The organism is Amycolatopsis sp. YIM 10, from assembly GCF_009429145.1.
Classification (GTDB): domain Bacteria; phylum Actinomycetota; class Actinomycetes; order Mycobacteriales; family Pseudonocardiaceae; genus Amycolatopsis.
In genome coordinates, this window is the sequence record NZ_CP045480.1 from 7,829,464 (window position 1) to 7,854,743 (window position 25,280).

A 25,280-nucleotide genomic window follows, 5' to 3' on the forward strand; every position below is an offset into this window, starting at 1 on the left:
ACGGGGAACGCGACCGGGGTGGTTCCCACGTTCACTGTTGTCCGGTCGACGGGTGAGGCGCCCGGCTATACCCCTGCGGCATCGCCACGGCTACGCCGTAGACCTTCACCGTGGCCTCCAGGCCCAGACTTCGGAGACCCGACCTGAAGTTTCCCACCCCGTTGCCGGAATGGGTGCGCACCGCCCACCAGCCCAAATCCACCGGGTTAGAGCTGGCTATTCGTGAAGAGGCGTAACGAAACCGGTTCCTCGCGTACACCTTCCCGTCTCGCTCACCGCGCCCGGCCCGTCCGGCAGTACCCGGCCGACGCGACTTTGTCGAGGCTGCTCCCACCCCCCCAGCGACCCCTGGATCAGGCTGCCTCCAGCTTCACCCCGCCGCTACGACGACGAAGCGATGGACGGTCTCCCACCTCCATCCGCAAACAACAGCGCCTCGTGGCGCACCCGAAGCCGAAGAGGAACGTCAGCCCGACCACCGTGCCCATGATCACCGTGACCGCTCGGAGGATGGGGCCCGGGTCACGAAGCGGCTCGGGCCGAGCGAAATCGGCGACGGCCATCAGGCACCTCCACCGGGGTCGCCGAGAGCGAGTCCAAAGCCGCGTCCTGGTCCGACGACCGCTCCGACATGCTGTGATGCTTCGGCAGAACTTGGCAGTTGCGAGCCCGAGGGGAGCCCGAGAGCGCTCGGACAGGACGGCACCGGTCGGCACTTGTCGACACCAACGGGCAACCAGCGACGTCGCCGGGTGGCCGAAAAGGTCTTGTCCGACATCACTCGACACCATCCGACACAGCGGGGTTCGGACTCTTAACCAGCGGGTTCGGGGTTCAGTCCCTGATGGCGCACCCTCTCACTCCAGGTCAGGCACAGCCATGACCTGGAGTTTTGTGTTTTCTGGGGCCATTTCCTCCGCTTCCTCTCTGTCCACAGTGGTCACCGGGGCGGGGCGGCACGATCGGCAGCGGCTTGGGAGCCTGACCCCGCTGACCGGCGCGCCGAAGACCGGAATTGAGCCGGGCACGCATCTTCTGCCTCCCAGCGGTCAGACGCTTGCGGAACGGGAAGCCGGAGAACACGACCAGGTCGATCACGGCGAACCGCACGGCCTGCGGGCCGAGGTCGAGCAGCAGCAGCGACCGCCGCAGCAGGGGCATCACCGCGAGGAAGAGCATGCCCATCAGCAGCCGGGCGATCGAGTCGACGCGACAGGGGGAAGTTAGCAACTCTGGTTGACTAAAGTCGGATTAGTCAACTAGAGTTGCTTGCATGACTGATGAGGTTCCCGTGCCCCAGGAGCCCGGGGACGGACTGGCGGCCGTGGTGGCGTTGCGGAGGTTGGCCGATCGGCTGGAGGACGCGGCGGTCGAGCAGGCCATGCGTGCCGGCTGGAGCTGGCCGCAGGTCGCGGAGGCGCTCGGGCTGACCCGCCAAGCGGTGCACAAGAAACATGCCAAGCGACTCATCGCTGCCGGGGTGAAGCTGAGGAGACGCAATGATGACCGCGTTTGACACCTACCTTCACGCGATCATCGCGCGGGCCGAGCACGAGGCCCGCGACGACGGGGCGTCGACGATCGAGGCACAGCATCTCTTGCTGGCGATCGCCGTCGATCGGGAAGCCGGCACGCACGAAATCCTTACCTCGGCCGGGGTCGACTATCGAGCGATTCGCGACGCGCTGGACCGGGAGTTCGATTACAGCCTGAGCACGGTCGGTGTGTCGCGTGCCGCCTTTGACTTCCCACGGCCAACGGCTGACTCGGGGCAGCCGAAGATGGGCGCGTCGGCCAAGCTCGCGCTGGAACGAAGCGTCGCGTCGGTGGCTCACAAGAAAGATCTGCGGCCGGCGCACCTGCTGCTCGGGGTGCTACGGGCCGAGGTGGGCACCGTACCCCGGGCGCTCGCGATGGCAGGTATCGACCAGGTCGCGCTGAGGGAGCGCGTGCTGCGCGCACTCACCAGCGAGGGCGAGTAGCGCCATCGCGTTTCTCCGTTACCCGGCAGGGAACCGGTGTGCTTCGTTCGAAGTGTCACCACACACGAAAGCGAAATGATGACGACCAACGAAAAGGTCGTGCTCGACGTCGATGGCCTGCGCATGCGCTACGGCACCACCGATGTCCTGCACGACGTGAATTTCCAGGTGCGCCAAGGTGAAGTGGTGGCACTGCTGGGGCCGAACGGGGCGGGAAAGACCACTACGATCGAGATCCTGGAAGGTTTCCGGATGCGGTCGGCGGGCCGGGTCTCGGTTCTCGGCGCCGATCCCGCGCACGGTGATGAACGCTGGCGGGCGCGGGTGGGTGTGGTGCTGCAGTCCTGGCGGGACCACGGCAAATGGCGGGTGCGTGAATTGCTCGCGCATCTGGGATCCTGTTACGCCTGCTACTCCACCGAACTGATCAGGCGGCCATGGGACGTCGACGAGCTTGTCGCGGCGGTCGGCCTGACCGCACACGCGGACAAGAAGATCAGGATGCTCTCCGGCGGGCAGCGGCGCCGGTTGGATGTGGCGGTCGGCATCGTCGGCCGACCCGAACTGCTGTTCCTCGACGAGCCCACCGTCGGGTTCGACCCGCAGGCCAGGCGCGAGTTCCACGATCTAGTCCAGCGGCTCGCCGAGCAGGGCGAGACCACGATCGTGCTCACCACGCACGACCTGGATGAGGCCGAGAAACTCGCCGGCCGCATCATGATTCTCAACCACGGGCGGATCGTCGCGGACGGCATCGCCGAGGAACTCGCCCGGCGAATGGCGGGCGAGGACCAGGTGCGCTGGATCCGCGACGGGCGGCATTTCGAGCATTTCACCGCCGAGTCCACCAAATTCGCCTTCGAACTGTTCAAACAGCACGGCCCGGCGATCGCCGAACTCCAAATCCGCCGCTCCTCACTGGAAGACACCTATCTCGCTCTGGTACGGCAAGCCGAAGCCGGACGGCAGCACAGTCCGGCGCCCACCGCGGAAGAGGTGGCCCGATGAATCCGACCACGACAGCGCTGCGCGCCGGCTGGTCCCGCGGCCTGATCGAACTGCGGCAGTCGGTCACCAATACCGGTGACGTGCTCAACCATTTCTTCTGGCCGACGCTGATGCTGGTCACCCTGTTCTTCCTGCGCGACGTGTCCTTCGGTGACAGCGGATTCCAGCTCGGCACCCTCGTACTACCCGGCATCCTCGGGATGAACGCGGCGATGGCCATGGTCATGATGAGCCAACTGCTCACCGCCGACCGCGAAGACGGCACCCTGCTACGGGCGAAGGCGACACCGAACGGAATGCTCACCTACCTGGTCGGCAAAATCATTTCGGTGTCCGGCGGTCTGGTGCTCGACCTCGCGATCTTCCTGATTCCCGCCCTGCTCATCATTCCCGGCCTCGCCGTCGGCAGCGTGGGCTCCTGGCTGACCCTGGGCTGGGTGCTGGCACTGGGACTGGTGGCCACCCTGCCGATCGGTGCCGCGCTGGGCGCGATGTTCACCAGCGCACGCAGCCAAGGTCTGCTCACGCTGCCGATACTCGGCATGATCGCGATCTCCGGAGTCTTCTACCCGATCACCGTGCTGCCGGAGTGGCTGCACTGGCTCCCGCAGGTGTTCCCGATCTACTGGCTCGGCCTCGGCATGCGCTCAGCCCTGCTGCCGGACAGCGCCGCCGTCGTCGAGATCGGCGAATCCTGGCGGCACCTGGAAACCATCGGCGCGCTGGGAGCGTGGGCCGTGCTCGGCCTGATCGTGGCACCGATCGTGCTGCGTCGAATGGCACGCCGCGAATCCGGCTCCACCGTCGCCGAACGCCGCGACAAAGCCCTGCAGCGAGTCGGGTAACCGCTTTGCGCAAATGAGATAACGGCGCAGAATCAGCGAAAGAATGAGGATGACGAAATGCGACGGGTAATTGCCGTGCTCACTGCACTGGCGCTGGAAGCCGGGCTGCTGACCGGGACCGCGGTCGCCGACACCAACGGTTTAGCTCGCTTCTACGAGCAGGACGTCGAGTGGGCGGCCTGCGGGGATGTGGCACTGGACCAGGCAGGCGCCCAGTGTGCCGAGGTCACGGTGCCGTTGGACTACTCGATGCCGCGGGGGCGCACGATCCAGGTGGCGATCTCACGACTCAAGGCGACCGACACCGAGAACCGGCGCGGGATCATGCTCTCCAACCCCGGCGGTCCCGGCGGCGCGGGCCTGCAGTTCATGCTCCACATCAAGGGGGCGATGACGGCTGAGGTCTCCTCGCGCTACGACCTGATCGGCATGGATCCGAGGGGCGTCGGGCGGAGTGCGGCGATCGACTGCGCCTGGCCCATCGGGCACATGCTCTGGTCGGCCGGACTCGACAGGGAGGAATTCGACCGGGCGGTACGGACCCAGGCCGATCTCGCCGGGCGGTGTGCACGGAAGGAAGGCGACAGGATCGCCCACATCACCACCCGCAACACCGCACGGGACATGGACGTCATCCGCGGCGCCCTGGGCGAGACGAAGCTGTCCTACCTCGGCTTCTCCTACGGCACCTACCTCGGCTCGGTCTTCACCCAGCTGTTCCCGCACCGCGGCGACCGGATCGTGCTGGACAGCGCGATCGACCCGACCTCGTACATGGCCGGGTCGATCAGGAACAGTGCGCCGCTGAACGAGGCCGCGCTGGACGAGTGGGCGAGCTGGACCGCGGCCCGCGACACCGAATACCACCTCGGTGCCACCGGGCAGCAGGTGCGGGCCCTGGTCGAGCGCCTGATCAGCCAGGCAGCCAGGTCGCCGATCCGCATCGGTGACCACCTCCTCGACGAACGTTTCCTGCCCATGACGCTGTTCACGCTGCTGTTCGACGCCCGCTACAACGCGCATCTGGCCCAACGGGTGCGGCAGATCGCTGACGCGGCCGCGGGCAAACCGGTCCAGCCGAGCAAGGACTTCGACGACGAACTGCGCTTCATGCTGACAGGCAAGCCGCAGGATCTGTCCAGCCAGACGGCCGTGATCTGCGGTGACGCCGCCGTGCCGCGGGATCCGGAATGGTACTGGCGCAACATCCAGCGCAGCCGTGCCGATCAGCCGGTGTTCGGGCCGTACGCGAACAACATCACCGCGTGCGCGTTCTGGCCATCGCCCCGTGAACCACGGACAATCGTGCGGAACCAGGTCCCCGCCCTCATCCTCCAAGCCACCCGCGACACCCGCACCGTCTACCACGAAGGTGTGCACCTCCACCGGGCGATGTCCGGTTCCCGCCTGGTCACCCTCCAGGATGTGCGCATGCACGGCATCTTCGGCCGGTTGCCCAACACCTGCGTGCAGAACGCGGTGAACACCTACCTCCACGACGGCACCCTGCCCGGCACCGATATCACCTGCCACGCGGACTGAGTGCCAGACGCGCGGTGTCCGTTCGCCGAAGACGTCCCGCGCTTTTTCGTCAGTGACGGCACCGTAACCGCTCCGAAAGCGCTGGCATGCCCCGGCATCTGCGAGCCCGAGGGGAGCCCGAGAGGGCTTGGACAGGACGACAGCGGTCGACACTTGTCAACATCAACGGACAGGCCGCGCCACCGCCGAGCGGCCGAAGAGGTCTTGTTCGACATCACTCGACACCATCCGACACGGCTCTTAACCAGCGGGTTGGGGTACCGACAGTACTCGACATGCGCGTAGCGGTTCTGTTGTCCGATACGGAACTCAGCTAAACGAAAGCACTATTCTTGCGAGGAATTCGAGTCATCACCTTTCTTCTTCCTCGGCACGAGAAGAATCGCGGTTGCCGATCTCATGCACGATGACGCGGAACTACGAGGATCCCTTGCCTCAGCCCGCAGGCACCGACAGCGGACACGCCACCATCGCTGGCCAGTCCACTACGCAGGGGATCCAGCCTTCGAACGACAGGCCGCAGCCTCGACCGCGCGCACCAGCACGGCAGTGAGAACGGAGCCCCCACGGAGCCCGCAGCGCTCAACCGGACAAGACAAGTTAATCCCGATTAGCAAAGAACCAGCAGGTCAGAGGTCAAATATGAGAGTGGGCCGGGCGGGGCTCGAACCCGCGGCCAAGGGATTATGAGTCCCCTGCTCTGACCAACTGAGCTACCGGCCCCGTGCGAGCGGGCGGGCGCGACGAAGCCCCCGCGAGGTCGCTGGTCGAACTTACCTCATCGGTGACGGGGGCCACCGATAGGGTGAGCGGATGGCAGAACCGACGGACAGCCCCACCAAGTGGGTCGCCCAGCACGTGCGGCGTTACCTCGAAACCGGCGGCGAGCAGGGCGGCGTCTTCCACGGTGTGCCCGCGCTGCTGCTCACCACGCGTGGCCGCAAGACCGGCCAACTGCGGCGGACGGCCCTCTACTACGGCGAGGACGACGGCCGGTACGTGGTGGTGGCCTCCAACGGGGGCGCGGCCAAGCATCCCGCCTGGTACCTGAACCTGACCGCCGAGCCGGTGGTCACCGTGCAGGTCGGGGCGGAGACCTTCGAAGCCGTCGCGGAGCCCGCCAAGGGCGCGGAATGGGACCGGCTGTGGGAAAAGATGGTGGAACTCTTTCCCACCTACCGCTCGTACCGGACAAAGGCGGACCGGGAAATACCGCTGGTCGTTCTCACCCGGAAATAGGGCCTTTCGATCCCGTTCAACGAGCGCGGAAAGCGGCCACCGCCGTATGTTGTGGTGTGCCGGGCGCGAGGGTGTAGAGGATTTCCGCGGTGACCGCGCCCGCCGGGGCCGGCGTGACATACGGTCGCGCCGGGTCGACGAACTGTTCCCCGTAGGACGCCAGTTCCGCCGCGCCCGTTTCCGGCGTCGGCCCGAAGAACTTGATGTGGTGCACGGTGAACGTCACGAACCCCAGGCTGATCACCAGGTCCGCGGCCACCGACGGGCACACCAGGGTCTTGGACACGAAGGTCCCCGGAGTCAGTTCCACGCTGTGCTCCTCGCTGTCGAACACCGCGGCGACGCCGAGGTCCCAGGGGGTGACGTCGTCGCAGGAAGGGTTGGGCAGTACCGAAAGGTGCAGGTGGCTGGTATGCGGGTTCTCGCCATGATACGACCGCCACTGCCACGGGCTGGTCCGCGAGTCCACGATCCGGCGGTCCCAGACGATGTACTTGATCCGCCAGTCACGCACCTCGACCAGCCGCGCGGCCAGCCAGTGGCAGTCGAGACCGCCACCCGGGTCGTGCGTGAAGTCGCGGGCGGTCACGATTCCGGGGCCATACCACGGGTTGTGGTCGCTGTCCCGGTTCTGGTGCGAAGTGTCCCCGATCGAGCCGTCGCTGGCCCGGTTGCGGTTCGGGGCCAGCGCGTCCAGTTGTGCCAGCAGTTTGTCCAGTGCGTTCGCCACTCGCCACGCCATACCCACTCATACGCGCCCGGAACGCCCGCGGCTCACCCCGAGATCGGCAACTTCGCTCCGTCACGCAGGAACAACGGGATGCGATCAAGCGGCGCCTCCACCGAACCGCCGGTAAAGACCTCGCCCGTCCACGCGTCGGTCCACGTCGCGCCCGGGGGCAGGTAGACCTCACGCGAGGTGGCGCCGGCGTGCAGCACCGGTGCGACCAGCAGGTCGGGGCCGAGCATGAACTCGTCGTCCACTTCCCAGGAAGCGGCGTCGTCCGGGAACTCCACGAAGAGCGGGCGCATCGGCGGCGTGCCGTGTTCGTGCGCGGCCCGCATCTGCTCCATCAGGTAGGGCCGGATCCGCTCCCGCAACCACAGCGACGCCGCGATCAGCTCGCCCGCCTCCTCGCCGTAGCTCCACACCTCGTTCGGCCCGCCGGTCATCTCCGGCCCGAACGGCACCCGCGGGTCACGCACCCCGTGCAACCGGAACAGCGGGCAGAACACCCCGTACTGGAACCATCGCACGATCAGCTCGCGGTACTCCGGCGAATCCGGGTCACCACCGTGGAAACCACCGATGTCCGTGGTCCACCAGGGAATTCCGGAAAGGGCCACGTTCAGCCCCGCCCGCACCTGCGTCCGCAGCGAATCCCACGTCGCCGCGATGTCGCCCGACCACAGCGCGGCGCCGTAGCGCTGGCTGCCCGCCCACGCCGACCGGCACAGCAGCACCACGTCATCGGAACCGGCACCGCGCGCACCCTCGTGGAAGGTCTGCGCGCTCGCCAGCGGGTACATGTTCGACACCTCGCTACCCGGTCCACTGTGGTAGCTCAGGTTGTGCGGGTGCCCCGGCTGCAGCTCGGGTTCGCAGGCGTCCAGCCAGAACGCGCGCACGCCGCGGTCGTAGTAGTTCCGCTTGACCGTCTCCCAGACGAACTCCCGCGCTTCCGGGTTCGTCGGGTCGTAGAAGGCAACCGGCATTTCGACGTCGAATCCCTTGTCGTGCCAGGGAGCGTGTGCCGGAAGGCCGTGTTCGGTGCCCACCAGCAGCCCGCGGTCGCGCATCGCGGGGAAGTTCTCGCTCAGCGGGCTCACCGACGGCCAGATCGAAACCATCAGCCGGATGCCCAGCGACTCCAGTTCGGCGATCATCGCGTCCGGGTCCGGCCACTCGGCCGGGTCGAACCGCCAGTCGCCCAGGTGCGTCCAGTGGAAGAAGTCCGCCACCAGCACCGACATCGGCAGGCCGCGCCGGTGGTGTTCCCTTGCCACGTCGAGCAGTTCCGCCTGGCTGCGGTAACGCAGCTTCGACTGCCAGAACCCGCTCGCCCACTCCGGCAGCATCGGCGCGTGCCCGGTCGCGTCGGCGTAGCGCGACATGATCTGCGACGGCGAACCGGCGGTGATCCAGTAGTCGATCTGCCGCGCGGAGTCGGCGACCCAGCGGGTGCCGTTCTCCGCCAGTTCGACGCGGCCGACCGCCGGGGAATTCCACAGTAGGCCGTAACCACGGCTGGACAGCAGGAACGGCACGGACACCTCGCCGTTGCGCTGCACCAGATCGAGCACCATGCCCTTCTGGTCCAGCCGTCCGTGCGTGTGCTGGCCGAGGCCGTAGAGCCGCTCCCCCTGATAGGCGTGGAAACGCTGCTCCAGCCGCGCGTATCCACCGCCGCGTTCCTCGCGCAGGCGCGGGCCGGGCCACCAGAAGTGCGCGCGCTGCTCGGTGAGCAACTCCGCACCGGTGTCCGTGCGGGTGAAGGACAGCACCGGCACCACACCGGTGTCGGTGTCGACCAGCTCCACCGTCGCGGTCAGGGAACCGTTGACCACCCGGTGTTCGGTTTCCTCCACTTCGGACGGTTTGGGCGCGACGAGCGCGCCGGGAAGGTCCTCGGTGATCCCGTGCCGACCCACGCGCACCCGCAGGCTGTCCGGGCCCCACGGCTCGATCCGGATCACCTCGTGGCGGACCCGCACTTCGATCATTCCCACTCCTAGGTCGTGTTTCACCAGCGGCGGAGCCGCTTGCCGTGGACCGTCAACCACTCTCTAGTCCTTGAGCGCGCCGCCGGTGACCCCGGCGACCACGTACCGCTGTGCGATCACCAGCAACACCGCCGCCGGGATCGAGGCCATCACCGCGGTGGCCAGCACCGCGTTCCAGTCGGCGCTCTGGTTGCCGATGAACCGGTAGATGCCGACCGTGATCGGTTCTATCCCGCGTCCCGTGGTGAGCGTGACCGCGAACAGGAAGTCCGCCCAGGCGAACAGGAACGAGAACAGCCCGGCGGTGACCATGGCGTTGCGGCTGATCGGCACCACGATCGAGGCGAACACCCGCCAGTACCCGGCACCGTCCACTCTGGCCGCTTCCGGCAGTTCGCGCGGGATCGACAGCATGAACGCCCGCAGCACCAGCACGGCGAACGGAATGGTCGCGGTCGAGTCGGCCAGCACCAGCCCCAGGTAGCTGTCGATCAGCGAGAACTCGCTGAACAGCGTGTACAGCGAGTTCGCCATCACCGGGCCGGGCACCATCTGCACGATCAGCAGCGCGAAGACGAACGCCTGCACACCGCGGATCCTCAGCTGCGCCAGCGCGTAGGCGGCGGGCATGGCGATCGCCAGCGAAACCACCACGGTGCCGGCCGCCACCGCCAGGCTGGCCATCAGGTGACCGCCCTGAGTGGACAGTGCGCTGCGGTAGCCGTCGAGTGTGCCGTCCACCGGCAGCCAGTCCGGGTTCGGTTTCAGCAACGAGCCCGCGGGCTGCAACGAGGCGTTGACCATCCAGTACAACGGGAACAGCAGCACGATCACCACCGCGATCCCGGCCGCGGTGCGCAGATACCGGGTCACCGCTGTTCCTCCCGCATGGAAGCCCGCGCCGATCGCAGGTACAGCAGACCGAACACGGTGGCGACGAGCACCAGCAGGTTGCCGACCGCGGCTCCCTGCCCGAAGGCGAAGTCGCCGTCGAAGGAAAGCTGGTAGGCCCAGGTGGTCAGGGTCTGCGTGGCGTTCGCCGGGCCACCGCCGGTGACCACCATGATCACGTCGAACACCTTGATCGTGTAGACCAGCCCCAGCATCAGCACCACGGCGGTGACCGGGCGCAGCAGCGGCCAGGTGACGTGCCGGAACCGCTGCCAGGCGCTCGCCCCGTCCAGCTCCGCCGCTTCGTACAAAGTGGACGGTATGGCCCGCAGCCCGCCGTGCAGGATGACCAGGTTGAACGGGATGCCGATCCAGATGTTCACGATGATCACCGCGGGCAGGGCCCAGCCGGGATCGGTCAGCCACGGCGTCGGGCCGTCGGCGAGGCCGACCGCCCGCAGCGCCGCGTTGATCACGCCGTGGTCCTGGTCCAGCATCCACCGCCACACCGCGCCGCTGACCACCAGCGGCAGCAGCCACGGCAGCAACAGCAGCGAGCGCAGCAGCCCGCTCAGCGGGAACCGGTCGTTGAAGAACACCGCCAGCGCCAGCCCGATGGTGAACTGGAAGAAGATCGACGCGACGGTGAACACCGCGGTGTTCAGCACGGCCGTGCCGAACAGCGGGTCACCGAGCACCGCCACGTAGTTGTCCAGCCCGACGAACGGCGCCTCGCCGGTGTAGAACGAGCGGACCGAGTACTCGCGCAGGCTCATCGAGACGTTGTTGACCAGCGGATACCCGAAGAACAGCACGATGTAGGCCAGTGCGGGCAGCAGGAAGGCCCAGGCGGCCAGCCGCTGCCCGCCCCGGCCCACCCGCGCGGCCTTCGGCCGCACGGGTGCCCGCGTGGCCGTCAAGCTCACGGACGGCCCGCCTGTTCCTGCGCGGCCCGCAGCGCGTCCTCCGGAGACTGCTGCCCGGCCAGCACCGACTGCAGAGCCGCTCCGAGTGCCTGCGACACCGTCGAGTACTTCTCCCCCAGCTCGGCGGTCCGCGAGCGCGCCGTCTCCACCTCGCTGACGAACGGCTGCATGGCCGGGTTCTCCTGGCCGAACTTCTTCGCCACGTCCATCTTGGACGGTACGTAGGCGTGTGCCTTGTCCCAGGCGACCATGTTCGGCTCGCTCAGGATGCAGCCGAGCACCTTGGCCGCGGCCTGCTGGCGGTCCGGGCCGGTGGCCGGGATCGCGCCGACCTCACCGCCGAGCGCCACCACCGGCGCGGTGCCCGGCCGCGGGGTCGGGATCGGCACCACGCCGTAGTCCAGCCCGGCCGTCTCGTCCAGCCGCGCCAGGTTCCACGAGCCGTTGATCATCATCGCCGCGTTGCCCGCGACGAACTGGTCGGCCACGTCGTTCTGGTTCCAGTTGAGCACCGACTTCGAGGCCGAGCCCGAGGTCACCAGGTCGTTGACGAAGCGCATCGCCTCCACGCCCTGCGGTGAGTCCAGTTTGGCCAGATCGGCGCCGTTGCTCCAGAAGAACGGCAGGAACTGCCAGGCACCCTCTTCGGTGGCCAGCGCGGAGAAGGCGAGGCCGTACTTGCCATCCGCGGTCAGCGCGGTGGCCGCGGCCTTGAGCTGCTCCCAGGTCTGCGGCGGCTCGATTCCCTTTTCCTGCAACAGTTTCTTGTTGTAGATCAGGGCGAGGCCGTTCACCCCCGGCGCCAGCCCGTACACCTTGTCCTGGTAGGTCCCGGCCTTCACGATGCCCGGGTAGTAGCCGTCGGTCGAGATGCCGTAGTCGGTCAGCGGGGTGAGCGCGCCGGTGGCGGCGATCTGCTGCAGCGACGGGTTGTCCGTGAAGAGCAGATCCGGCAGGGTGCGCGAGCTGGCGTCCTTGAGGACCTTGGGCAGCAGCTGGTCGGTCGGCACGGTCTGCCGGTCGACCTTGATCCCGGTTTCGGCCGCGCAGGTGTCCAGCACCTGCTGCCAGGCTTTGCTGCCCTGCTGGTCGGCGTAGTAGTCCAGGGCGGTGATCTCGCCCGCCGCCTGGCCTGAGTCAGTGGCACTGGGGCCGCAGCCGGCGAGCACCAGCGCGCTCGCGGTGACACCGGTGATCACGAGATTCCGAGCTGTTCGAGCGGCACTGCTCATCTGGTCCTCCGAACCTTGGGACTGTCGAAGCGCTTCGAAATACGGCGAGCGGGACCGGCCGCGCCGGCCGTCACGGCCGGCGGGCCGTACTGCCTCCCTGCGTCAGTTTCGGGGACAGCAGCCGGACCTCGGGCGAGCCGGATCCGGCGAGCTGCCGCATCGCCATCTCCACCGCGATCCGCCCGACCTCTTCCGAGGGGATCGCCACCGTGGTCAGCGGGATGGAGTACTGCGCCGCCATGTCCTCCGGGCAGATCGCCACCACCGACAGGTCCTCCGGCACCCGCTTCCCACGCCGCTGCAACTCGGCCAGCACGCCGCCGAGCACAGCCTCGTTGTGCACCACCAGCCCGGTCAGCTCCGGCTGCCCGGCCAGTACCTTGTCCACGCACTCGCTCACCGCGGCGTAGGAGGGCGCGCAGGCGTGGCTCGTCGATCGCAGGCCGCGTTCCTGCGCGCTGGCGGCGAAACCGCGCAGGAACCGGCCCGCGAAACTGGTTCCGCGTTCGTAGACGTTCGGCGAGGGACCGATCAGCGCGATTTCGGTGTGCCCGAGATCGGCCAGGTGCTGCACCGACCTGGCCGCCGCGGCGGTGAAGTCCAGGTCCACACAGGACAGATCGGCCGGGTCGTCCGGCACGCCGATCAGCACCACCGGGCGCATCAGCGACTGCAGCACCGGCACGCGTGGCTCGTCGGCCTCCACGTCCATCACCAGGATGGCGTCGGCGCTGGCCGAACCGGCCACCCGGCGCAGGCCGTCCGGTCCCTCGTCGGCGGTCAGCAGCAGCACGTCGTGGTCGTACTTGCGCGCCGAGGTGACCACCGGGGTGACGAACCGCATCACCACCGGGAGGTTGATGTCCGTGCGCAGCGGCACCACCAGCGCCAGCACCTGGGTGCGGCTGCTGGCCAGCGCGCGGGCGCCGGCGTGCGGGTGGAAGCCGAGCTTGCGGACGCTGGCCTCGACCCGGCGCCGCGTCTCCGGTGAGATCGAGCGCTTGCCGGAGAGCACGTAGGACACCGTGCTCGGGGCGACCCCGGCGTCACGGGCGACATCCGCGATGGTGATCATCTCGCCCCTTCCCGCCTGTCGAAGCGCATCGACGATCTGTACCGGCGGGGTGAGGTTAGGCCAGTCCGCCGAAGAACACAAGGAGCGTTGACCCCGGGGCTGTTCCGATGACATAGTCCCGGCACCGCGCACCACTACAGACCGACAGATCATCGATGACTGTCGAATCGCTTCGACAGTGTTCGTCCGGAGGTGGCTGTGTCCCCGTCCTCGAACCCGCTCTCCCGCCGCAAGGTGCTGGCGATCGCCGCCGCGGCGCCGCTGCTGGCGGCCACCCTGCCGCGGGCCGTGCAGGCCCGCGCGCAGGTGCCAGACTTCCCGTTCCGCGATCCGACGCTCGGCCTCGAAGCCAGGGTGGCCGACCTGCTCGGCAGGCTCACCCTCGACGAGAAGGTCGCGCTGCTGCACCAGTACCAGGCCCCCGTGCCGCGGCTCGGCGTGGCGGCGTTCAAGACCGGCACCGAGGCACTGCACGGGGTCGGCTGGTCCACCGACAAGTCCGCGGGCGGTGCCGTGGTGACCGCGACCGCGACGGTGTTCCCGCAGGCCATCGGGCTGGCGAGCACCTGGGACCCGGAGCTGATCGAGCGGGTCGGCACGGCCGTGGGCACCGAGGCCCGCGGGTTCCACGCGGAGAACCCCGGGGTGTGGGGCCTGCAGTTGTGGGCCCCGGTGGTCAACCTGCTGCGGGACCCGCGCTGGGGCCGCAACGAGGAGGGCTACTCCGAGGACCCGTACCTGACCGGGGCGATTTCCACCGCCTACGGCCACGGCATCCAGGGCGAGGACCCGGACCACCTGCGGGCCGCGCCGGTGCTCAAGCACTACCTGGCCAACAACAACGAGGTCCGGCGCGACACCGCCTCCTCGGTGCTGCGGCCGCGGGTCAAGCGCGAGTACTACGAGTCCGCGTTCCGGCCCGCGCTGGCCGCCGACGCCGCCACCGGCGTGATGTCGGCGTACAACCTGGTCAACGGCAGGCCGATGACCGCGCACTTCGACCACAACGACGTGGTGCGCACGTGGACGAAGCGGCCCCTGTTCAACGTCACCGACGCCGGCGGGCCGAACAACCTGACCGGCAGCCAGGCCTACTACGCCACGCAGCCCGAAGCCGACGCCGCGGTGATCAGGGCCGGGCTGGACAGCTTCACCGTCGACGACACCAACTCGGCGAAGACCATCGAGGCCGTGCACGCCGCGCTGGCGCAGGGACTGCTGCAGGTGTCCGATGTGGACAACGCGGTCCGGCACATCCTCAGCCTCCGGGTGCGGCTCGGCGAGTTCGACCCGGGCGGCGGTCCGTACGGCCACATCGGCAAGGAGGTCGTCGACACCCCGGAACACCGGGCGCTGGCAAGGGAAACCGCCGCGCGGGCGATCGTGCTGCTGAAGAACGACGGCCTGCTGCCGCTGGCACGCGGCCGCACGGTGGCGGTGATCGGCCAGCTGGCGGACACGCTCTACACCGACTGGTACTCCGGCGCGCTGCCCTACCGGATCACCCCGTTCGGCGGGATCACCGAGGCCGCGGGCGCGGCGGTGACCACCACCGAAGGCGTGGACCGGATCGCCTTGCGCACGCCGGCCGGGTACGTCACGGCGACCGCGGCCGCCACCCCGCTGGCCGTCTCCACCTCCACCGGTGACGACACGCGGTTCGACGTCTACGACTGGGGCGAGGGCATCGTCACGCTGCGCGCGCTGTCGAACGGGAAGTTCCTCTCCTTCGGCCCCGACCGCACGGTGGTCAACAACGCCGCGCAGCCGAACGGCTGGTACGTGCAGCAGCAGTTCAAGCTGGTCGCGCACGGCGGCGGGCACGTGCTCGAGTACGCGGGCAACGAAACGGACGATTCGTGGTTCGGCGACCAGAAGTACGTGGCCGTCGGCGCGGACGGACGGCTGACCATCACCGCGAAGTCGCCCGCCGAAGCCACCGTGTTCACCAAGGAAGTGGTGCGCAGCGGGATCGAAAGCGCCGTCGAAGCGGCGAGCGGGGCCGACGTCGCCGTGGTGGTGGCGGGCAGCATGCCGTTCATCAGCGGCCGTGAGGACGACGACCGGCAGGACCTGAACCTCGCGCCCGCGCAGCAGGCCGTGCTCGAAGCGGTGCGGCAGGCGAATCCGGACACCGTGCTGGTGCTGGAGAACAGCTATCCGACCACGATCGGCTGGGCACAGCAGAACGTACGGTCGATCGTCTGGACGTCGCACGCGGGCGCGGAGACCGGGCACGCGCTCGCCGACGTGCTCTACGGCCAGGTCAACCCGGCCGGGCGGCTCACCCAGACCTGGTACCGCTCGGCGGACGACCTGCCGGACCTGCTCGACTACGACATCATCAAGGCCGGCCGGACCTACCAGTACTTCACCGGCGATCCGTTGTACCCCTTCGGTTTCGGGCTGTCCTACACCACCTTCGACTACCGGAACCTGAGGCTGAGCGCGCCGTCGATGTCGGCGCAGGGCGAGATCGGCGTGAACGTCGTCGTGACGAACACGGGCACGCGGGCCGGCGACGAGGTCGTGCAGCTCTACACACACCAGCGGACCTCCCGCGTCACGCAGCCGAAGCTGCGCTTGCGGGCGTTCAAACGCGTGCGCCTCGCGCCGGGCGAATCCAAGACCGTGACGCTCTCACTGCGCGCGGCGGATCTCGCGCACTGGGACGTCACCCGCGACCGCTGGGTGGTCGAAACGGCCACGCACGACGTGCTCGTCGGCGCGTCCAGCGCGGACATCCGGGTGCGCGGCACGCTGCGCGTCCGGGGTGAGGCCGTTCCGCCGCGCGACCTGCGCCGCGACACCGAGGCCGAGAACTTCGACGACTACGACGGCATCACGCTCACCGACCGCACGAAGGAACGCGGCACCTCGGTGACCTCGGTGTCGCCGACCGGGGGCTGGATCGCCTTCCGCGACGCCGACCTGCACGCGAAGCAGATCACCGCACTGGTGTCCGCTCCGGGCCCGGCGACGATCACCGTCCGGACGGGCGGGCCGGACGGTCCGCCGCTCGGTTCGCTGACCGTGCCGGGCACGGGCGGGAAGTACGACTACACAACCGTGTCGGCCCCGTTGAGCGGGGCCAAGGGACGCGGAGACCTGTACCTCGTCTTCGGCGGTCCGGTGTCCCTGGGGACGTTCCGGCTCAGCTAGGCGTGGTGAGCGGGCGGGCGGCCCACTCGAGCGCGTCGGCCACGGTGGGCCGCACCGCCAGCAGTTCACGCAGGTTCATCAGGTCGATCGGCCGGACGACCGCGTGCTGGCGGGTGGCCAGTGCGAAGGGGACGCCCTCGGCGCGGGCGTCCCCGCAGGCCCTGACCAGTGTGGCCAGGCCGGCCGACGAGCAGAACCGGACGTCGCAGAAGTCCACCACGAGCGCGCGGGGGGTCAGGCTGATTTCGACGGCGAGCTGGTCGCGCAGGCGGGGGGTGAACAGTGCGTCGACCTCGCCACCGACCTTGATGACGGTCGCCTCCGCGGTGGCCGAGACGGTCATGGTCGCGCGAGCGTTGGGGTAGGGCATGCGGCCTCCTCACAAACCGAGGGACGCCGCGGGGTGCACGCCGCCCCCGGATGCGGTTGATCAAACCGGAGTGGGTGACGGCTGCTGTCTGAACCGAGACACTCCGACCGTACAAGCATTCGCGCGGCGACGCAGCGCTTGGTATGGCGCCGACCCGGTACCGCGGTGGCATTCGCCGTGTTCACCGGGGTTTCCTGCGGGGAAATCACCGGGACGCCGATCGCGGCGGCCGGCCGTGTGAGCAGACCCGCGGCGACCGCACCCGGCCCCGGATTGAACTCAAGGGTTCAATTTAGTGATCCAGCTGGTACGGTCAGGCCATGGCGAAGACAGTGGTGATCACCGGCGGCACGGACGGGATCGGGGCCGCGCTCGCGCGGGCACTCGCCGCGCGCGGGGATCGGGCGGTGGTGCTCGGACGCGATCGGGAACGGGGCGCGCGGCTCGTCGCCGAGGGCAACGGGCTGATCAGCTTTCTCGAAACCGATCTCAGCCTCATGTCGAACACGCGGGAGGCGGCCGAGGAAATCGCGGCCACACACCAGGAGATCGACGGGCTGGTGCTCTGCGCGCGGTTTTTCCAAACGCGCAGGACCGTCACCGAGGAAGGGCTGGAGCACAACTTCGCGTTGTTCTACCTGAGTCGCGCCGTGCTCGGGGAAGGGCTCGCCGGGCCGCTCGGCCGGGCGGAAAGAGCCGTGGTCGTCAACGTGGCCGGGCCGGGGCACGACACCCCGATCGACTGGGAGGACCTGCAAAGCACCCGCGACTACGACGGCGTGCGCGCGATGTTCCAGGCGGGGCGGCTCAACGACCTGCTCGGCGTCGACTTCGCCGCGAAACACCCCGGAATCGCGTACGTGCTGTTCCACCCCGGCACCACGGCGACCGGTTTCGCCGGTGACTACGACCCGGCGACGGCCGCGTTCATCGAACAGCAGAAAGCGCGGGCCAAACCGGCAACCGAAGTGACGGAGCCTCTTCTCACCCGGCTGGACGAGCCGCCGCGGAAATCACTCAGCGCGTTCCACCTGCACACCGAACTGGATGTGCGGAACGGGCTTTTCGATCCCGCCGACGCGGCCCGCCTGGCCGGGCTCGGGCTTACTTCTTCCAGACGATCGGAGCGTCCTTGACCTTCTCCTGGTCGGTGTAGGTCGCGGCGCCGACACTGCTGCCTTCGCGGACGGCCTGCAGTTCACAGGTCTCGTACTTGGCCCCGGCGGTGGTGAAGTCCTTCGGCGCGGCCTCGGACTTGCACTTCGGGATGTCGCCGGTGACGACCACGCCGGTGCTGCGGCCGTCCGGGCCCTGCGCGCGCAGCCGTACCGTGCTGTGGGCGAGATCGGTGCCGCCGACGTTCTCCACGGTCAACCGGATGTACACCGGCACCAGGCCCTTGGCCTTCTCGCCGACGGCCGCCAGATCCGCGGCCGGGCCCAAGTCGATCGAGTCGACGGTGATCGCGATGGTGCCGGTCTGCTTCGTGCCGTACTTGAACGGCACCACCGCGCGGTCGCCGACCTTCAGTTCGGTGCCGGGCTTGGTGATCTCGGCCGAATCGGTCGAACCGGCCGGTGCGGCGCTGGACTCGGCGGCCGGTGCGGTGGACTCCGCCGGAGCGGGCTCCGGCGCGGGCGCGGCCGACTTCTCCTGCCCACCGCAGGCGGTCAGCAGGGTCAGTGCGGCAAAACCGGCAGCGAACACCGCGGTGCGGTTGTACTTCATGGATCTCCTCGGACTCCCCCGCCGAATCGGCTCCGGCGTGCTCGCCACGCAACGTAGCCGCCGACAGGGCCAACCGGTGTGGCCCGATCGCACCACAAGCGATCACAAATCGCCTACGCCGATCAGCCCATCCTGGATGGCGCGGGCCACCAGCGCCGCCTTGGTCGGCGCCTCCCTGCCGATCTGCGCGTACTTGATCCGGATGCGCTCCAGGTGGGAGTTCACCGTATTCGGCGAGATACCCAGCCGGTGCGCGACAAAGTCCTTCGACTCCGACTGGAACCACTCGATGAGCACCTCGGTCTCCCGCGCCGAGAGCGCGGGCCGCCGCTCCGAACGGTCACCGGCCAGTGCGCCGGCCAGCGACGGCGGTGTGTACGCCCGGTCACCAGCGGCCGCGCGGACCGCCTCGACCAGGTGCTTGTCGCCTTCGGCCTTGGTCAGGTAGCAGAGCGCGCCGAGTTCGAGGCACTGCAGCGCGATGTCGTCGTCGGCGCGCATCGAGTAGACCACCACCCGCCTGCCCGCCTCGGTGAGCCGCCGCAGATCGCCCATCGCCGGGGTGGTGCTGTTCAGGTGCAGGTCGAGAATGACCACGTCGGCCCGCGCGCCGTCGCCGATCCAGGCCGCGCGCACGTCCTCGCCATCGGCGAGCACCCGGATCGGCGGACTGCCCGAGGACAGCCAGTGCACCACCCCCGCCCGCACGGCCGGGTGGTCGTCGATGACCACCGCGGTCAACTCGGTTCCGTCCGCCATTTCGCCTCCATCCACTGCCGCTCCCCCAGTGTGTGGCACTCGACTCCGACGCGGGCAGAGCCCGCCGGTGATTCGCCTGGCTCGCCGTCGGTGATCACCGCCACCCGGACCTCGTCAGCCGCCCGGAGCACGCTCACCCGCGCCTGCGACCGGGCCCCGACCAGCGCGGTCACCAGCGGCGCGGTCAGCTCGCGGCGGATCTCGGTCGGCACCGGGACCGGCTCGCCGCTGACCGCCAGCACGACGGTCAGCCCGCGCCGCTCGGCGAGGTCCACGCAGGCGGAGACCTCGTGCACCAGCGGGTCGGGCACGTCGTCGTTCTCGGCGAACAACCGCCGCAGCTGGGTGGCCGCCAGCACGCACCGCTGCCGGGTCCGGGCCGTGCGCGGGTCCAGCGTGCGATCGGCCATCGCGGCCAGCAGCGGCAGCGTGGCACCGAGCTGCCCGGCGAACCGGTTCCGCTGATCGGCCTCCTCCTGCTCGGCGAGCACCTTGCGGTGTGCCTGCCGGTCGCGTTCCGCGGCGGCCTCGGCGGCCTGCCGCGCCCGCCGGTGCACCAGCCGCGCCAGTGCCAGCGTGGCCAGCTGGAAGCTGATCACGCTGAGCACCGCGATCGCCACCTCGCCGATCTCCCCGCGATCGGTGGGCGCGGTGGTGACCAGTCGCGCCAGGTAGGGCACGACGTGCGCACCGAGCGCGGCCACGGCCAGCGCCGCCCGGTCCAGCAGCAGCACCAGCAGGTGCCAGCCGGCCAGGCCGAAGGACCAGTGCCGGTCGCCGACCAGCTCCTCCGGCGGCAGCGCCCAGGTCGCCGCGGCGGACGCGGCCAGCGCCACCACCGCGAGCGGCAGCGCCACCGGCAGCGGGACCGCGCGCCCGCGGAGCACCCAGACCGCGGCCACCACGGTCACCGCCTCGAGGGTGAGGAACGCGGCCCAGCCGGTGGTCCCGGTGACCACCGGCAGGCTGAGCGCCGGCTGGATCGCCACGAGCACCACGAACACCGCGAGCCGGACGATGCCGAGCACGCGGTCGGTTTCCTCAGTGGTGGCGATCGGAAGTCCGTCTTCCGATCGGTGCCACTCAGCCATCGGGCCACACCAGTTCCACCGTGGTGCCGTCGCCGGGCGCGGAGGTCACCGTCGCACGGCCACCCACCGAGGCCATGCGCTCGACCAGCGAACCCCGGATACCGCGCCGGTGGGCGGGCACGGCGGCCGGGTCGAACCCGCGTCCAGTGTCGCGAATGGACACTCGCACCCCCGGTTCCACGGTGAGCACGGCCTCGTTCACCCCGGCGTGGCGCTCGACGTTCACCAGCGCCTCCCGGACCGCCCGCACCAGCGCCAGCGCGGCCGACGCGGGCAGCAGCGGCACCGGCGACCACCGCGCGTCGACCACCACCGGGCTCTGCTCCAGCACTCCCCGCAGGGACGCCTCCAGCTCGACCATGCTGTCGCGGCCGGTGGCGCCGGTGAGAATGGACAGGTCGCGGCGGGCGTACTCGGCGACCTCCGCCGGGTCCGCGGTCTCGCCGCGCTGGGCCACCATGAGAAAGGTGGCCGACGCGGTGTCGTGCAGCACCGCCAGGTACTCGCGTTCCCGCCGCTTTCGTTCCAGTGCGAGGGATTCCTCGCGCTGGAGGCGGGCGCGCCGCTCGCGCAGCCGGTCGATGCGCCGGGTCGATCGCAGCAACAGGAGGAAGGCCAGCCGCGCGAGCACGCCTTCGATCAGCACCCGCACGACCGTGCTCACGGCGTCCTCCGGCGGGAGCGGGGCGAGCTGGACCACCAGCAGGCAGGCCACCGCGGGCACGGTCACCCGCGGCGGCCACTCCCACTGAAGGGTGATCACGGTGATGGTGAGCACGTTCAGCGCCCACTGGTTCAGTTCGCCGGGATCGGGCGCGGTCTGGACCTGTGCCGCGCAGATCGCCGCTGTCCGGACGAGCGTGAGCCCGAAGGTGAGCCGCCTGCCCCGGCCGGTGCGGCCGCCGTGGAACTCGGCGAGCGCGGCGACCACCGCCAGCGCGAGCAGGCCGAAGGCCAGCGGCAGTGCGTCCGCCGGGGTGGCGAGCACGCCGAACGCGCTGATCACCACCAGCCCGGTTCCCCTGGCCACGCCCGCGAACCGGCCGACCACCGCGAGCGACTCCGCTTCGACGGAGGTGTCACGATCGGACGGCACGCAAGGCAGTCAAGCAGATGGCTCAAGGCGCTGTCCGGCAAGCCACGCTCGCGGTCGACCAGACTCGCCGGGCAGCGCCTAACCGGCCGGGGAGGAAAGGGCGACGAACTCCGGAGTGTCGTCCACGCGCACCCGCAGGATCGGCACCGCCTTGTTCACCGGGTCGCCCCGGTCGTCGAAGGAGATGCGGCCGCTGGCGCCGGGGACGGCCCCCTCGTCGTGCAGGCGGTTGCGCATCTGGAGCAGGTCCCGCGCGGTCACCGTGACCGACGGGTTCGCCCCCGAGTGCCGGATCGCCCACGCCACCGTCAGCACCGCGTCGTGGGCCAGGATCGCGACACCGTCGTCGAGCCGGTCGCCGGGGAACAGGGCTTCGAAGCACTCCTCGCAGCCCGGCTCGCGGAAGTTCGCCACCGAGACGCGGTCGAACTGGTCCGGCGTCGTGGTCCACGCCTGCGGATGCGCCAGTCCGGGCGCGAGCACGGTCACGTTCGACTCCAGTCCACGCCGCATCGCCGCGTCGGGGGCCTCGACCAGCGCGAGGTCGCCGGTCAGCACGGTGACCGGCTGGTCGCGGCACCGGCGGTTGGCCAGTTCCGCGATGAACGCGGTCAGGTGGTGCTCGCGTCCGGCGAAGTAGACGATGTCCGGCTTGTTGCCGCACAGGTTCGGCATCATCTGCAGGAAGGTGTTCTCCACCCCGGGCAGCGTCGAGTCGAACCACTCGACCTGCCCGACGATCTGGTGCTGCTCGTCGGTGAACCGCGCGGTGAACGCGTCGGCCAGGGTTTTCGGGTAGAGGTCACCGGGATTGCGGTCCTGCACCAGGGTGGCCGTGCGCGCGGTCGGGCGGATGTAGTTCGCCGCCGCCTGCGCGTAGGTGGAACTGGTCGGGGAAACCCGCAGGAAACCGGGGATCTGCGACAGCTCGTCGGCGGCCAGGTGCGAGCCGATGATCGGGATCCGCAGTTCGGACAGCCGGGTCATCGCGCGCCGCGCGTCGTCCAGGCTCAGCCCGATCCCGGAAACCGCGACCAGGTGCTCGGCCTCGATCCGCCGCTCCAGCTCGGCGACCACCGGCTCCCACTGGGCCAGCTTGCTGCCCGGATTCGCCAGCAGCAGCCGGATCTGCGGGGTGGGGCTGCCCCACGCCCCGCCGTTCGCCCGCCGCTGCGCCAGGTAGGCGCCCTGCAACTGGTGGCGAACCCATTCCGGCGACAGGATGTCCACTTCGGCCAGTGTCATCGGCAGGAACACCGCGACGGTGACGTAGGGCTTGCCGGAGCCGGCGACCTTCTCGTTCTCGGCCAGGATCCGGCCCTGGACGTCGGCCAGGTCCGGGCTGAACACGTACCGCCCGTCGGTGACGCCGGTGCACTCGGACAGCTCGCCGCGCTGCTCCACCCCCTCACCGCAGGTGCGCGCGGCCTGGTTGATCGCGGGGACCACCACGGTCACCGCGACCAGCACGACGGCCACCAGCACCACCACGCCGCCCACCCACAGCCACTTCCACCACGCGGGCTTCGGCGGGGTGATCCGGTCGGTTCCCGTGCTCATCGATACCTCTCCGCGCGTTCGTGCAGCAGCATCGAGCCGCGGCCCCTGCCCTGCGCCAGGTGGTGGAAACTGCTTTCGATGGTGCTGTCCAGCGTGCCGCCGGGATCGCCGAGCGGATCACCGGCGATCCACAGCGACACCAGCAGCCAGGCGAGCGTGCTGTCCAGTTCGTCGGCCCACTGCCCGGCGTGCTCCCGCACCTGGTCGTAGGGCTCGGCGGTCTTGTCCAGCCGGTTCGGCGCGGCGGTGATCTGGTCCAGTTCGGCCAGCCACGCCTGTGCCTGCTTCAGGTCCAGCTCCCCGTCGAACGGCTTCCGCAGGTGCGCCACGGCTTCGGCGACGTTGCCCAGCGCCAGATCGTGGTACCGCGCGGAGACGCCGCGCCCGCCTCTGTCGTAGAAGTCGCGGCACAGCGTGTGCACCCTGTCCCAGTTCAGCTCGTGCTCGTCGTCGCGTTCGGCCAGTTCGCCGAGCAGCACCCGGCGCAGCAGCGGGTGCAGGACGTAGCGCGGGAGTTCGCCGGGTTCCGCGCGCAGCCACAGCGTGTCGCTGAGCGTTTTGAACAGCACGCCCTCGCCGGCGGGCAGGTGCATCGAGAGGATTTCGCGGTGGAACAGGATTTCCACGTCCTGCGCCGCGCTCGCGGTGATCAGGTCCTCACGGCCGGCCGCCGGGAAGTCCTGGAGCAGGTACTCGCGCAGCCGCGGGAACTCGGCGTGGAAGACCGAGCGCAGGGTGGTCGGGTTCGACCGGTCGTAGGTGGTCGCGATGGTGTCCAGCACGTCGGTGGTCGCGCCGGGATGGCCGTCGGTCAGCCGGTGCACGAACCCGGGCAGCCGCGAAGTCGGGTGGATGTCGTAGGCCACCGCGAGGTCCACCGTGTCGTCGGCGGAGAGCGTGCCCAGTTCGATCAGGTACCACGGCCACCACTGCCCGTGCGCCCGCTCGACCGGCACCGCCCAGTCTTCGTCCACTTCGGACGGTGTGCGCGGGCGCGGCCAGGACAGCCCGCCGGTGCGCTCGGCCGAGGGGCGGCGGCGCTCGGGCTCGTCCACCCCGGAGGCGGTGGGCGGGTGCCATCCGGTGTTCCAGTCCGGGTTCCAGCCGCGGCTGGTGGCGAACACGGCGAGCGGATCGGTTTCCGGACCGGCGCGGCGGCGCGCTTCGGCGAGCACCCGGAGAAAGGCCTGGCCGCCGGGCGTGTGCGTGTTGTCGAGCAGCACGGCGGCGTTCAGCGTGCGGCGGGCGCGGTTGACCCCGGAGTAGGCGCGGCGCAAGTCGGCCAGGAAGGCGTCGCAGAAGGTGGCGTCGGCCGATGCGCGGTCGTCCTCGTCGCCCTGTGCCCAGCGGGCGATCTCGATCAGGAAGTCCTCGCGTTTGCCGGAGCTGGCGGGCAGGCTCTTGATCTTGCCGAGCAGCCGCCTGCGGTCGTACCAGCTCAGCCCGCGCAGCAGCAGGTCGGTGGCCTCTGGCCAGCCGGGCGTGCTCTGCCCGCCGATGCCGCCGGCCAGCCGGACCACGTCGACCACGGCGTCGCGGTTCTGCTCGAGCGGCTGGTTCTGCGCCAGCACCTCGCGCAATTTCCGCAGGGCGAGGCGCCGGTCCCCGATTTCCACCGGAGAGCCGACCACGAGCATGCACAGCCACAGTCGTGGAAATGCGATCCGGCCGAACTGCCGCCAATGACGGCTCAGGTCGAACGCGAGGTGACCGAGCAGTTCTCGCGGCTCGATGTTCGACCAGTCCTCTTTCTCGAAATCGACCTGCGCGTGCGGCAGATCGGCGCACCGATCGGCCAATTCCCGCAGCAGCGCCGTCTTGCCGGTGCCCCGCGCGCCGAGCGCGACCACCAGCGGCGCACCCCAACTCTGCCCGCCCGGGCGGGCGAGGCACTTTTCGGCGAGCCCCACGGTGACGGGCCGCAATCCGGCCAGCCGGGTCGGCTCACTAGGCATCTTCGCCCTTTGTTCGTCGAGTAGGAGCAATCAATATAGAGAGCATTTGTCACGATCGGAAAACGGGTATGCGTTGACAGTTCCGCTCCCCTTTC

The 25,280-nt window shown here is 69.5% G+C and carries 22 protein-coding genes and 1 tRNA gene; 8 read left to right on the forward strand and 15 right to left on the reverse strand.

Annotated features, from left to right (window positions below; genetic code table 11):
• Positions 1-867: 867 nt before the first annotated feature.
• Positions 868-1,185, reverse strand: a complete 318-nt coding sequence (locus tag YIM_RS36910; protein WP_153034785.1) for a hypothetical protein — start codon at positions 1,183-1,185, stop codon at positions 868-870.
• Between the two features lie 88 nt (positions 1,186-1,273).
• On the opposite strand from YIM_RS36910, the gene YIM_RS36915 reads away from it, so the two are divergent.
• The 5 genes from YIM_RS36915 to YIM_RS36935 all read left to right on the forward strand — a co-directional run bounded on the left by YIM_RS36915 (position 1,274) and on the right by YIM_RS36935 (position 5,377).
• A complete protein-coding gene (locus YIM_RS36915) occupies positions 1,274-1,516 on the forward strand; it encodes a hypothetical protein (RefSeq protein ID WP_153034786.1) in 243 nt (80 codons plus the stop codon).
• On the forward strand, positions 1,500-1,982 hold the full coding sequence (locus YIM_RS36920; RefSeq protein ID WP_228004264.1) for a Clp protease N-terminal domain-containing protein: 483 nt from the start codon (positions 1,500-1,502) through the stop codon (positions 1,980-1,982). Before YIM_RS36915 ends, YIM_RS36920 begins: the two co-directional genes overlap by 17 nt.
• Positions 1,983-2,060: 78 nt before the next feature.
• On the forward strand, positions 2,061-2,990 hold the full coding sequence (locus YIM_RS36925; protein WP_153037482.1) for an ABC transporter ATP-binding protein: 930 nt from the start codon (positions 2,061-2,063) through the stop codon (positions 2,988-2,990).
• Positions 2,987-3,835, forward strand: coding sequence for an ABC transporter permease (locus YIM_RS36930; protein WP_153034787.1), 849 nt, complete (start codon positions 2,987-2,989; stop codon positions 3,833-3,835). The genes YIM_RS36925 and YIM_RS36930 overlap by 4 nt, the downstream gene beginning before the upstream one ends.
• Positions 3,836-3,892: 57 nt before the next feature.
• Positions 3,893-5,377: an alpha/beta hydrolase gene (locus YIM_RS36935; RefSeq protein WP_153034788.1), complete on the forward strand. Its 1,485-nt coding sequence runs from the start codon at positions 3,893-3,895 to the stop codon at positions 5,375-5,377.
• A gap of 649 nt (positions 5,378-6,026) precedes the next feature.
• On the opposite strand, the gene YIM_RS36940 is transcribed toward YIM_RS36935, so the two are convergent.
• Positions 6,027-6,100: transfer RNA gene (locus tag YIM_RS36940), tRNA-Ile, on the reverse strand.
• Positions 6,101-6,190: 90 nt separating this feature from the next.
• Between YIM_RS36940 and YIM_RS36945 the strand changes: the two genes are divergently transcribed.
• On the forward strand, positions 6,191-6,616 hold the full coding sequence (locus YIM_RS36945; RefSeq protein WP_153034789.1) for a nitroreductase family deazaflavin-dependent oxidoreductase: 426 nt from the start codon (positions 6,191-6,193) through the stop codon (positions 6,614-6,616).
• Positions 6,617-6,632: 16 nt separating this feature from the next.
• Here the strand turns inward: YIM_RS36945 and YIM_RS36950 are convergent, their stop codons facing one another.
• The 6 genes from YIM_RS36950 to YIM_RS36975 form a co-directional block, all read right to left on the reverse strand.
• On the reverse strand, positions 6,633-7,358 hold the full coding sequence (locus YIM_RS36950; protein ID WP_153034790.1) for a hypothetical protein: 726 nt from the start codon (positions 7,356-7,358) through the stop codon (positions 6,633-6,635).
• Positions 7,359-7,390: 32 nt separating this feature from the next.
• Positions 7,391-9,340, reverse strand: coding sequence for a TIM-barrel domain-containing protein (locus tag YIM_RS36955; protein WP_153034791.1), 1,950 nt, complete (start codon positions 9,338-9,340; stop codon positions 7,391-7,393).
• Between the two features lie 63 nt (positions 9,341-9,403).
• On the reverse strand, positions 9,404-10,213 hold the full coding sequence (locus YIM_RS36960) for a carbohydrate ABC transporter permease (RefSeq protein WP_228004265.1): 810 nt from the start codon (positions 10,211-10,213) through the stop codon (positions 9,404-9,406).
• Positions 10,210-11,151, reverse strand: coding sequence for a carbohydrate ABC transporter permease (locus YIM_RS36965; RefSeq protein ID WP_370469039.1), 942 nt, complete (start codon positions 11,149-11,151; stop codon positions 10,210-10,212). The genes YIM_RS36960 and YIM_RS36965 overlap by 4 nt, the downstream gene beginning before the upstream one ends.
• Before the next feature lie 2 nt (positions 11,152-11,153).
• A complete protein-coding gene (locus tag YIM_RS36970; protein WP_153034793.1) occupies positions 11,154-12,389 on the reverse strand; it encodes an extracellular solute-binding protein in 1,236 nt (411 codons plus the stop codon).
• A gap of 70 nt (positions 12,390-12,459) precedes the next feature.
• On the reverse strand, positions 12,460-13,464 hold the full coding sequence (locus tag YIM_RS36975; RefSeq protein WP_153034794.1) for a LacI family DNA-binding transcriptional regulator: 1,005 nt from the start codon (positions 13,462-13,464) through the stop codon (positions 12,460-12,462).
• 198 nt (positions 13,465-13,662) lie between these two features.
• Between YIM_RS36975 and YIM_RS36980 the strand changes: the two genes are divergently transcribed.
• Positions 13,663-16,626 (forward strand): glycoside hydrolase family 3 protein, encoded by a 2,964-nt coding sequence (locus YIM_RS36980; protein WP_153034795.1) that lies wholly within the window; start codon positions 13,663-13,665, stop codon positions 16,624-16,626.
• On the opposite strand, the gene YIM_RS36985 is transcribed toward YIM_RS36980, so the two are convergent.
• Positions 16,619-16,996, reverse strand: a complete 378-nt coding sequence (locus YIM_RS36985; RefSeq protein WP_153034796.1) for an STAS domain-containing protein — start codon at positions 16,994-16,996, stop codon at positions 16,619-16,621. The two genes, YIM_RS36980 and YIM_RS36985, sit on opposite strands and share 8 nt — an antisense overlap.
• Positions 16,997-17,316: 320 nt before the next feature.
• On the opposite strand from YIM_RS36985, the gene YIM_RS36990 reads away from it, so the two are divergent.
• Positions 17,317-18,132: an SDR family NAD(P)-dependent oxidoreductase gene (locus YIM_RS36990; protein WP_153034797.1), complete on the forward strand. Its 816-nt coding sequence runs from the start codon at positions 17,317-17,319 to the stop codon at positions 18,130-18,132.
• Here YIM_RS36990 and YIM_RS36995 read toward each other — a convergent pair.
• The 6 genes from YIM_RS36995 to YIM_RS37020 all read right to left on the reverse strand — a co-directional run bounded on the left by YIM_RS36995 (position 18,101) and on the right by YIM_RS37020 (position 25,185).
• Positions 18,101-18,724 (reverse strand): hypothetical protein, encoded by a 624-nt coding sequence (locus YIM_RS36995; RefSeq protein ID WP_153034798.1) that lies wholly within the window; start codon positions 18,722-18,724, stop codon positions 18,101-18,103. The genes YIM_RS36990 and YIM_RS36995 overlap by 32 nt on opposite strands.
• A gap of 102 nt (positions 18,725-18,826) precedes the next feature.
• Complete coding sequence (locus YIM_RS37000) at positions 18,827-19,483, reverse strand: response regulator transcription factor (protein ID WP_153034799.1); 657 nt, start codon at positions 19,481-19,483, stop codon at positions 18,827-18,829.
• The gene (locus YIM_RS37005) at positions 19,462-20,574 is read right to left on the reverse strand and encodes a histidine kinase (RefSeq protein WP_153034800.1); all 1,113 of its coding nucleotides are present in this window, start codon (positions 20,572-20,574) and stop codon (positions 19,462-19,464) included. The genes YIM_RS37000 and YIM_RS37005 overlap by 22 nt, the downstream gene beginning before the upstream one ends.
• Positions 20,567-21,670 (reverse strand): sensor histidine kinase, encoded by a 1,104-nt coding sequence (locus YIM_RS37010; RefSeq protein ID WP_153034801.1) that lies wholly within the window; start codon positions 21,668-21,670, stop codon positions 20,567-20,569. Before YIM_RS37010 ends, YIM_RS37005 begins: the two co-directional genes overlap by 8 nt.
• A gap of 78 nt (positions 21,671-21,748) precedes the next feature.
• Positions 21,749-23,230, reverse strand: a complete 1,482-nt coding sequence (locus YIM_RS37015; protein WP_153034802.1) for an ABC transporter substrate-binding protein — start codon at positions 23,228-23,230, stop codon at positions 21,749-21,751.
• Positions 23,227-25,185, reverse strand: a complete 1,959-nt coding sequence (locus YIM_RS37020) for a hypothetical protein (protein WP_153034803.1) — start codon at positions 25,183-25,185, stop codon at positions 23,227-23,229. The genes YIM_RS37015 and YIM_RS37020 overlap by 4 nt, the downstream gene beginning before the upstream one ends.
• Positions 25,186-25,280: the final 95 nt, after the last annotated feature.

Bases quoted from the DNA above. Each gene is read 5' to 3' on its own strand.
- YIM_RS36910 (WP_153034785.1), bottom strand. From the start codon at position 1,185: ATGGGCATGCTCTTCCTCGCGGTGATGCCCCTGCTGCGGCGGTCGCTG.
- YIM_RS36915 (WP_153034786.1), top strand. From the start codon at position 1,274: ATGACTGATGAGGTTCCCGTGCCCCAGGAGCCCGGGGACGGACTGGCG.
- YIM_RS36920 (WP_228004264.1), top strand. From the start codon at position 1,500: ATGATGACCGCGTTTGACACCTACCTTCACGCGATCATCGCGCGGGCC.
- YIM_RS36925 (WP_153037482.1), top strand. From the start codon at position 2,061: ATGACGACCAACGAAAAGGTCGTGCTCGACGTCGATGGCCTGCGCATG.
- YIM_RS36930 (WP_153034787.1), top strand. From the start codon at position 2,987: ATGAATCCGACCACGACAGCGCTGCGCGCCGGCTGGTCCCGCGGCCTG.
- YIM_RS36935 (WP_153034788.1), top strand. From the start codon at position 3,893: ATGCGACGGGTAATTGCCGTGCTCACTGCACTGGCGCTGGAAGCCGGG.
- YIM_RS36945 (WP_153034789.1), top strand. From the start codon at position 6,191: ATGGCAGAACCGACGGACAGCCCCACCAAGTGGGTCGCCCAGCACGTG.
- YIM_RS36950 (WP_153034790.1), bottom strand. From the start codon at position 7,358: ATGGCGTGGCGAGTGGCGAACGCACTGGACAAACTGCTGGCACAACTG.
- YIM_RS36955 (WP_153034791.1), bottom strand. From the start codon at position 9,340: ATGATCGAAGTGCGGGTCCGCCACGAGGTGATCCGGATCGAGCCGTGG.
- YIM_RS36970 (WP_153034793.1), bottom strand. From the start codon at position 12,389: ATGAGCAGTGCCGCTCGAACAGCTCGGAATCTCGTGATCACCGGTGTC.
- YIM_RS36975 (WP_153034794.1), bottom strand. From the start codon at position 13,464: ATGATCACCATCGCGGATGTCGCCCGTGACGCCGGGGTCGCCCCGAGC.
- YIM_RS36985 (WP_153034796.1), bottom strand. From the start codon at position 16,996: ATGCCCTACCCCAACGCTCGCGCGACCATGACCGTCTCGGCCACCGCG.
- YIM_RS36990 (WP_153034797.1), top strand. From the start codon at position 17,317: ATGGCGAAGACAGTGGTGATCACCGGCGGCACGGACGGGATCGGGGCC.
- YIM_RS36995 (WP_153034798.1), bottom strand. From the start codon at position 18,724: ATGAAGTACAACCGCACCGCGGTGTTCGCTGCCGGTTTTGCCGCACTG.
- YIM_RS37000 (WP_153034799.1), bottom strand. From the start codon at position 19,483: ATGGCGGACGGAACCGAGTTGACCGCGGTGGTCATCGACGACCACCCG.
- YIM_RS37005 (WP_153034800.1), bottom strand. From the start codon at position 20,574: ATGGCTGAGTGGCACCGATCGGAAGACGGACTTCCGATCGCCACCACT.
- YIM_RS37015 (WP_153034802.1), bottom strand. From the start codon at position 23,230: ATGAGCACGGGAACCGACCGGATCACCCCGCCGAAGCCCGCGTGGTGG.
- YIM_RS37020 (WP_153034803.1), bottom strand. From the start codon at position 25,185: ATGCCTAGTGAGCCGACCCGGCTGGCCGGATTGCGGCCCGTCACCGTG.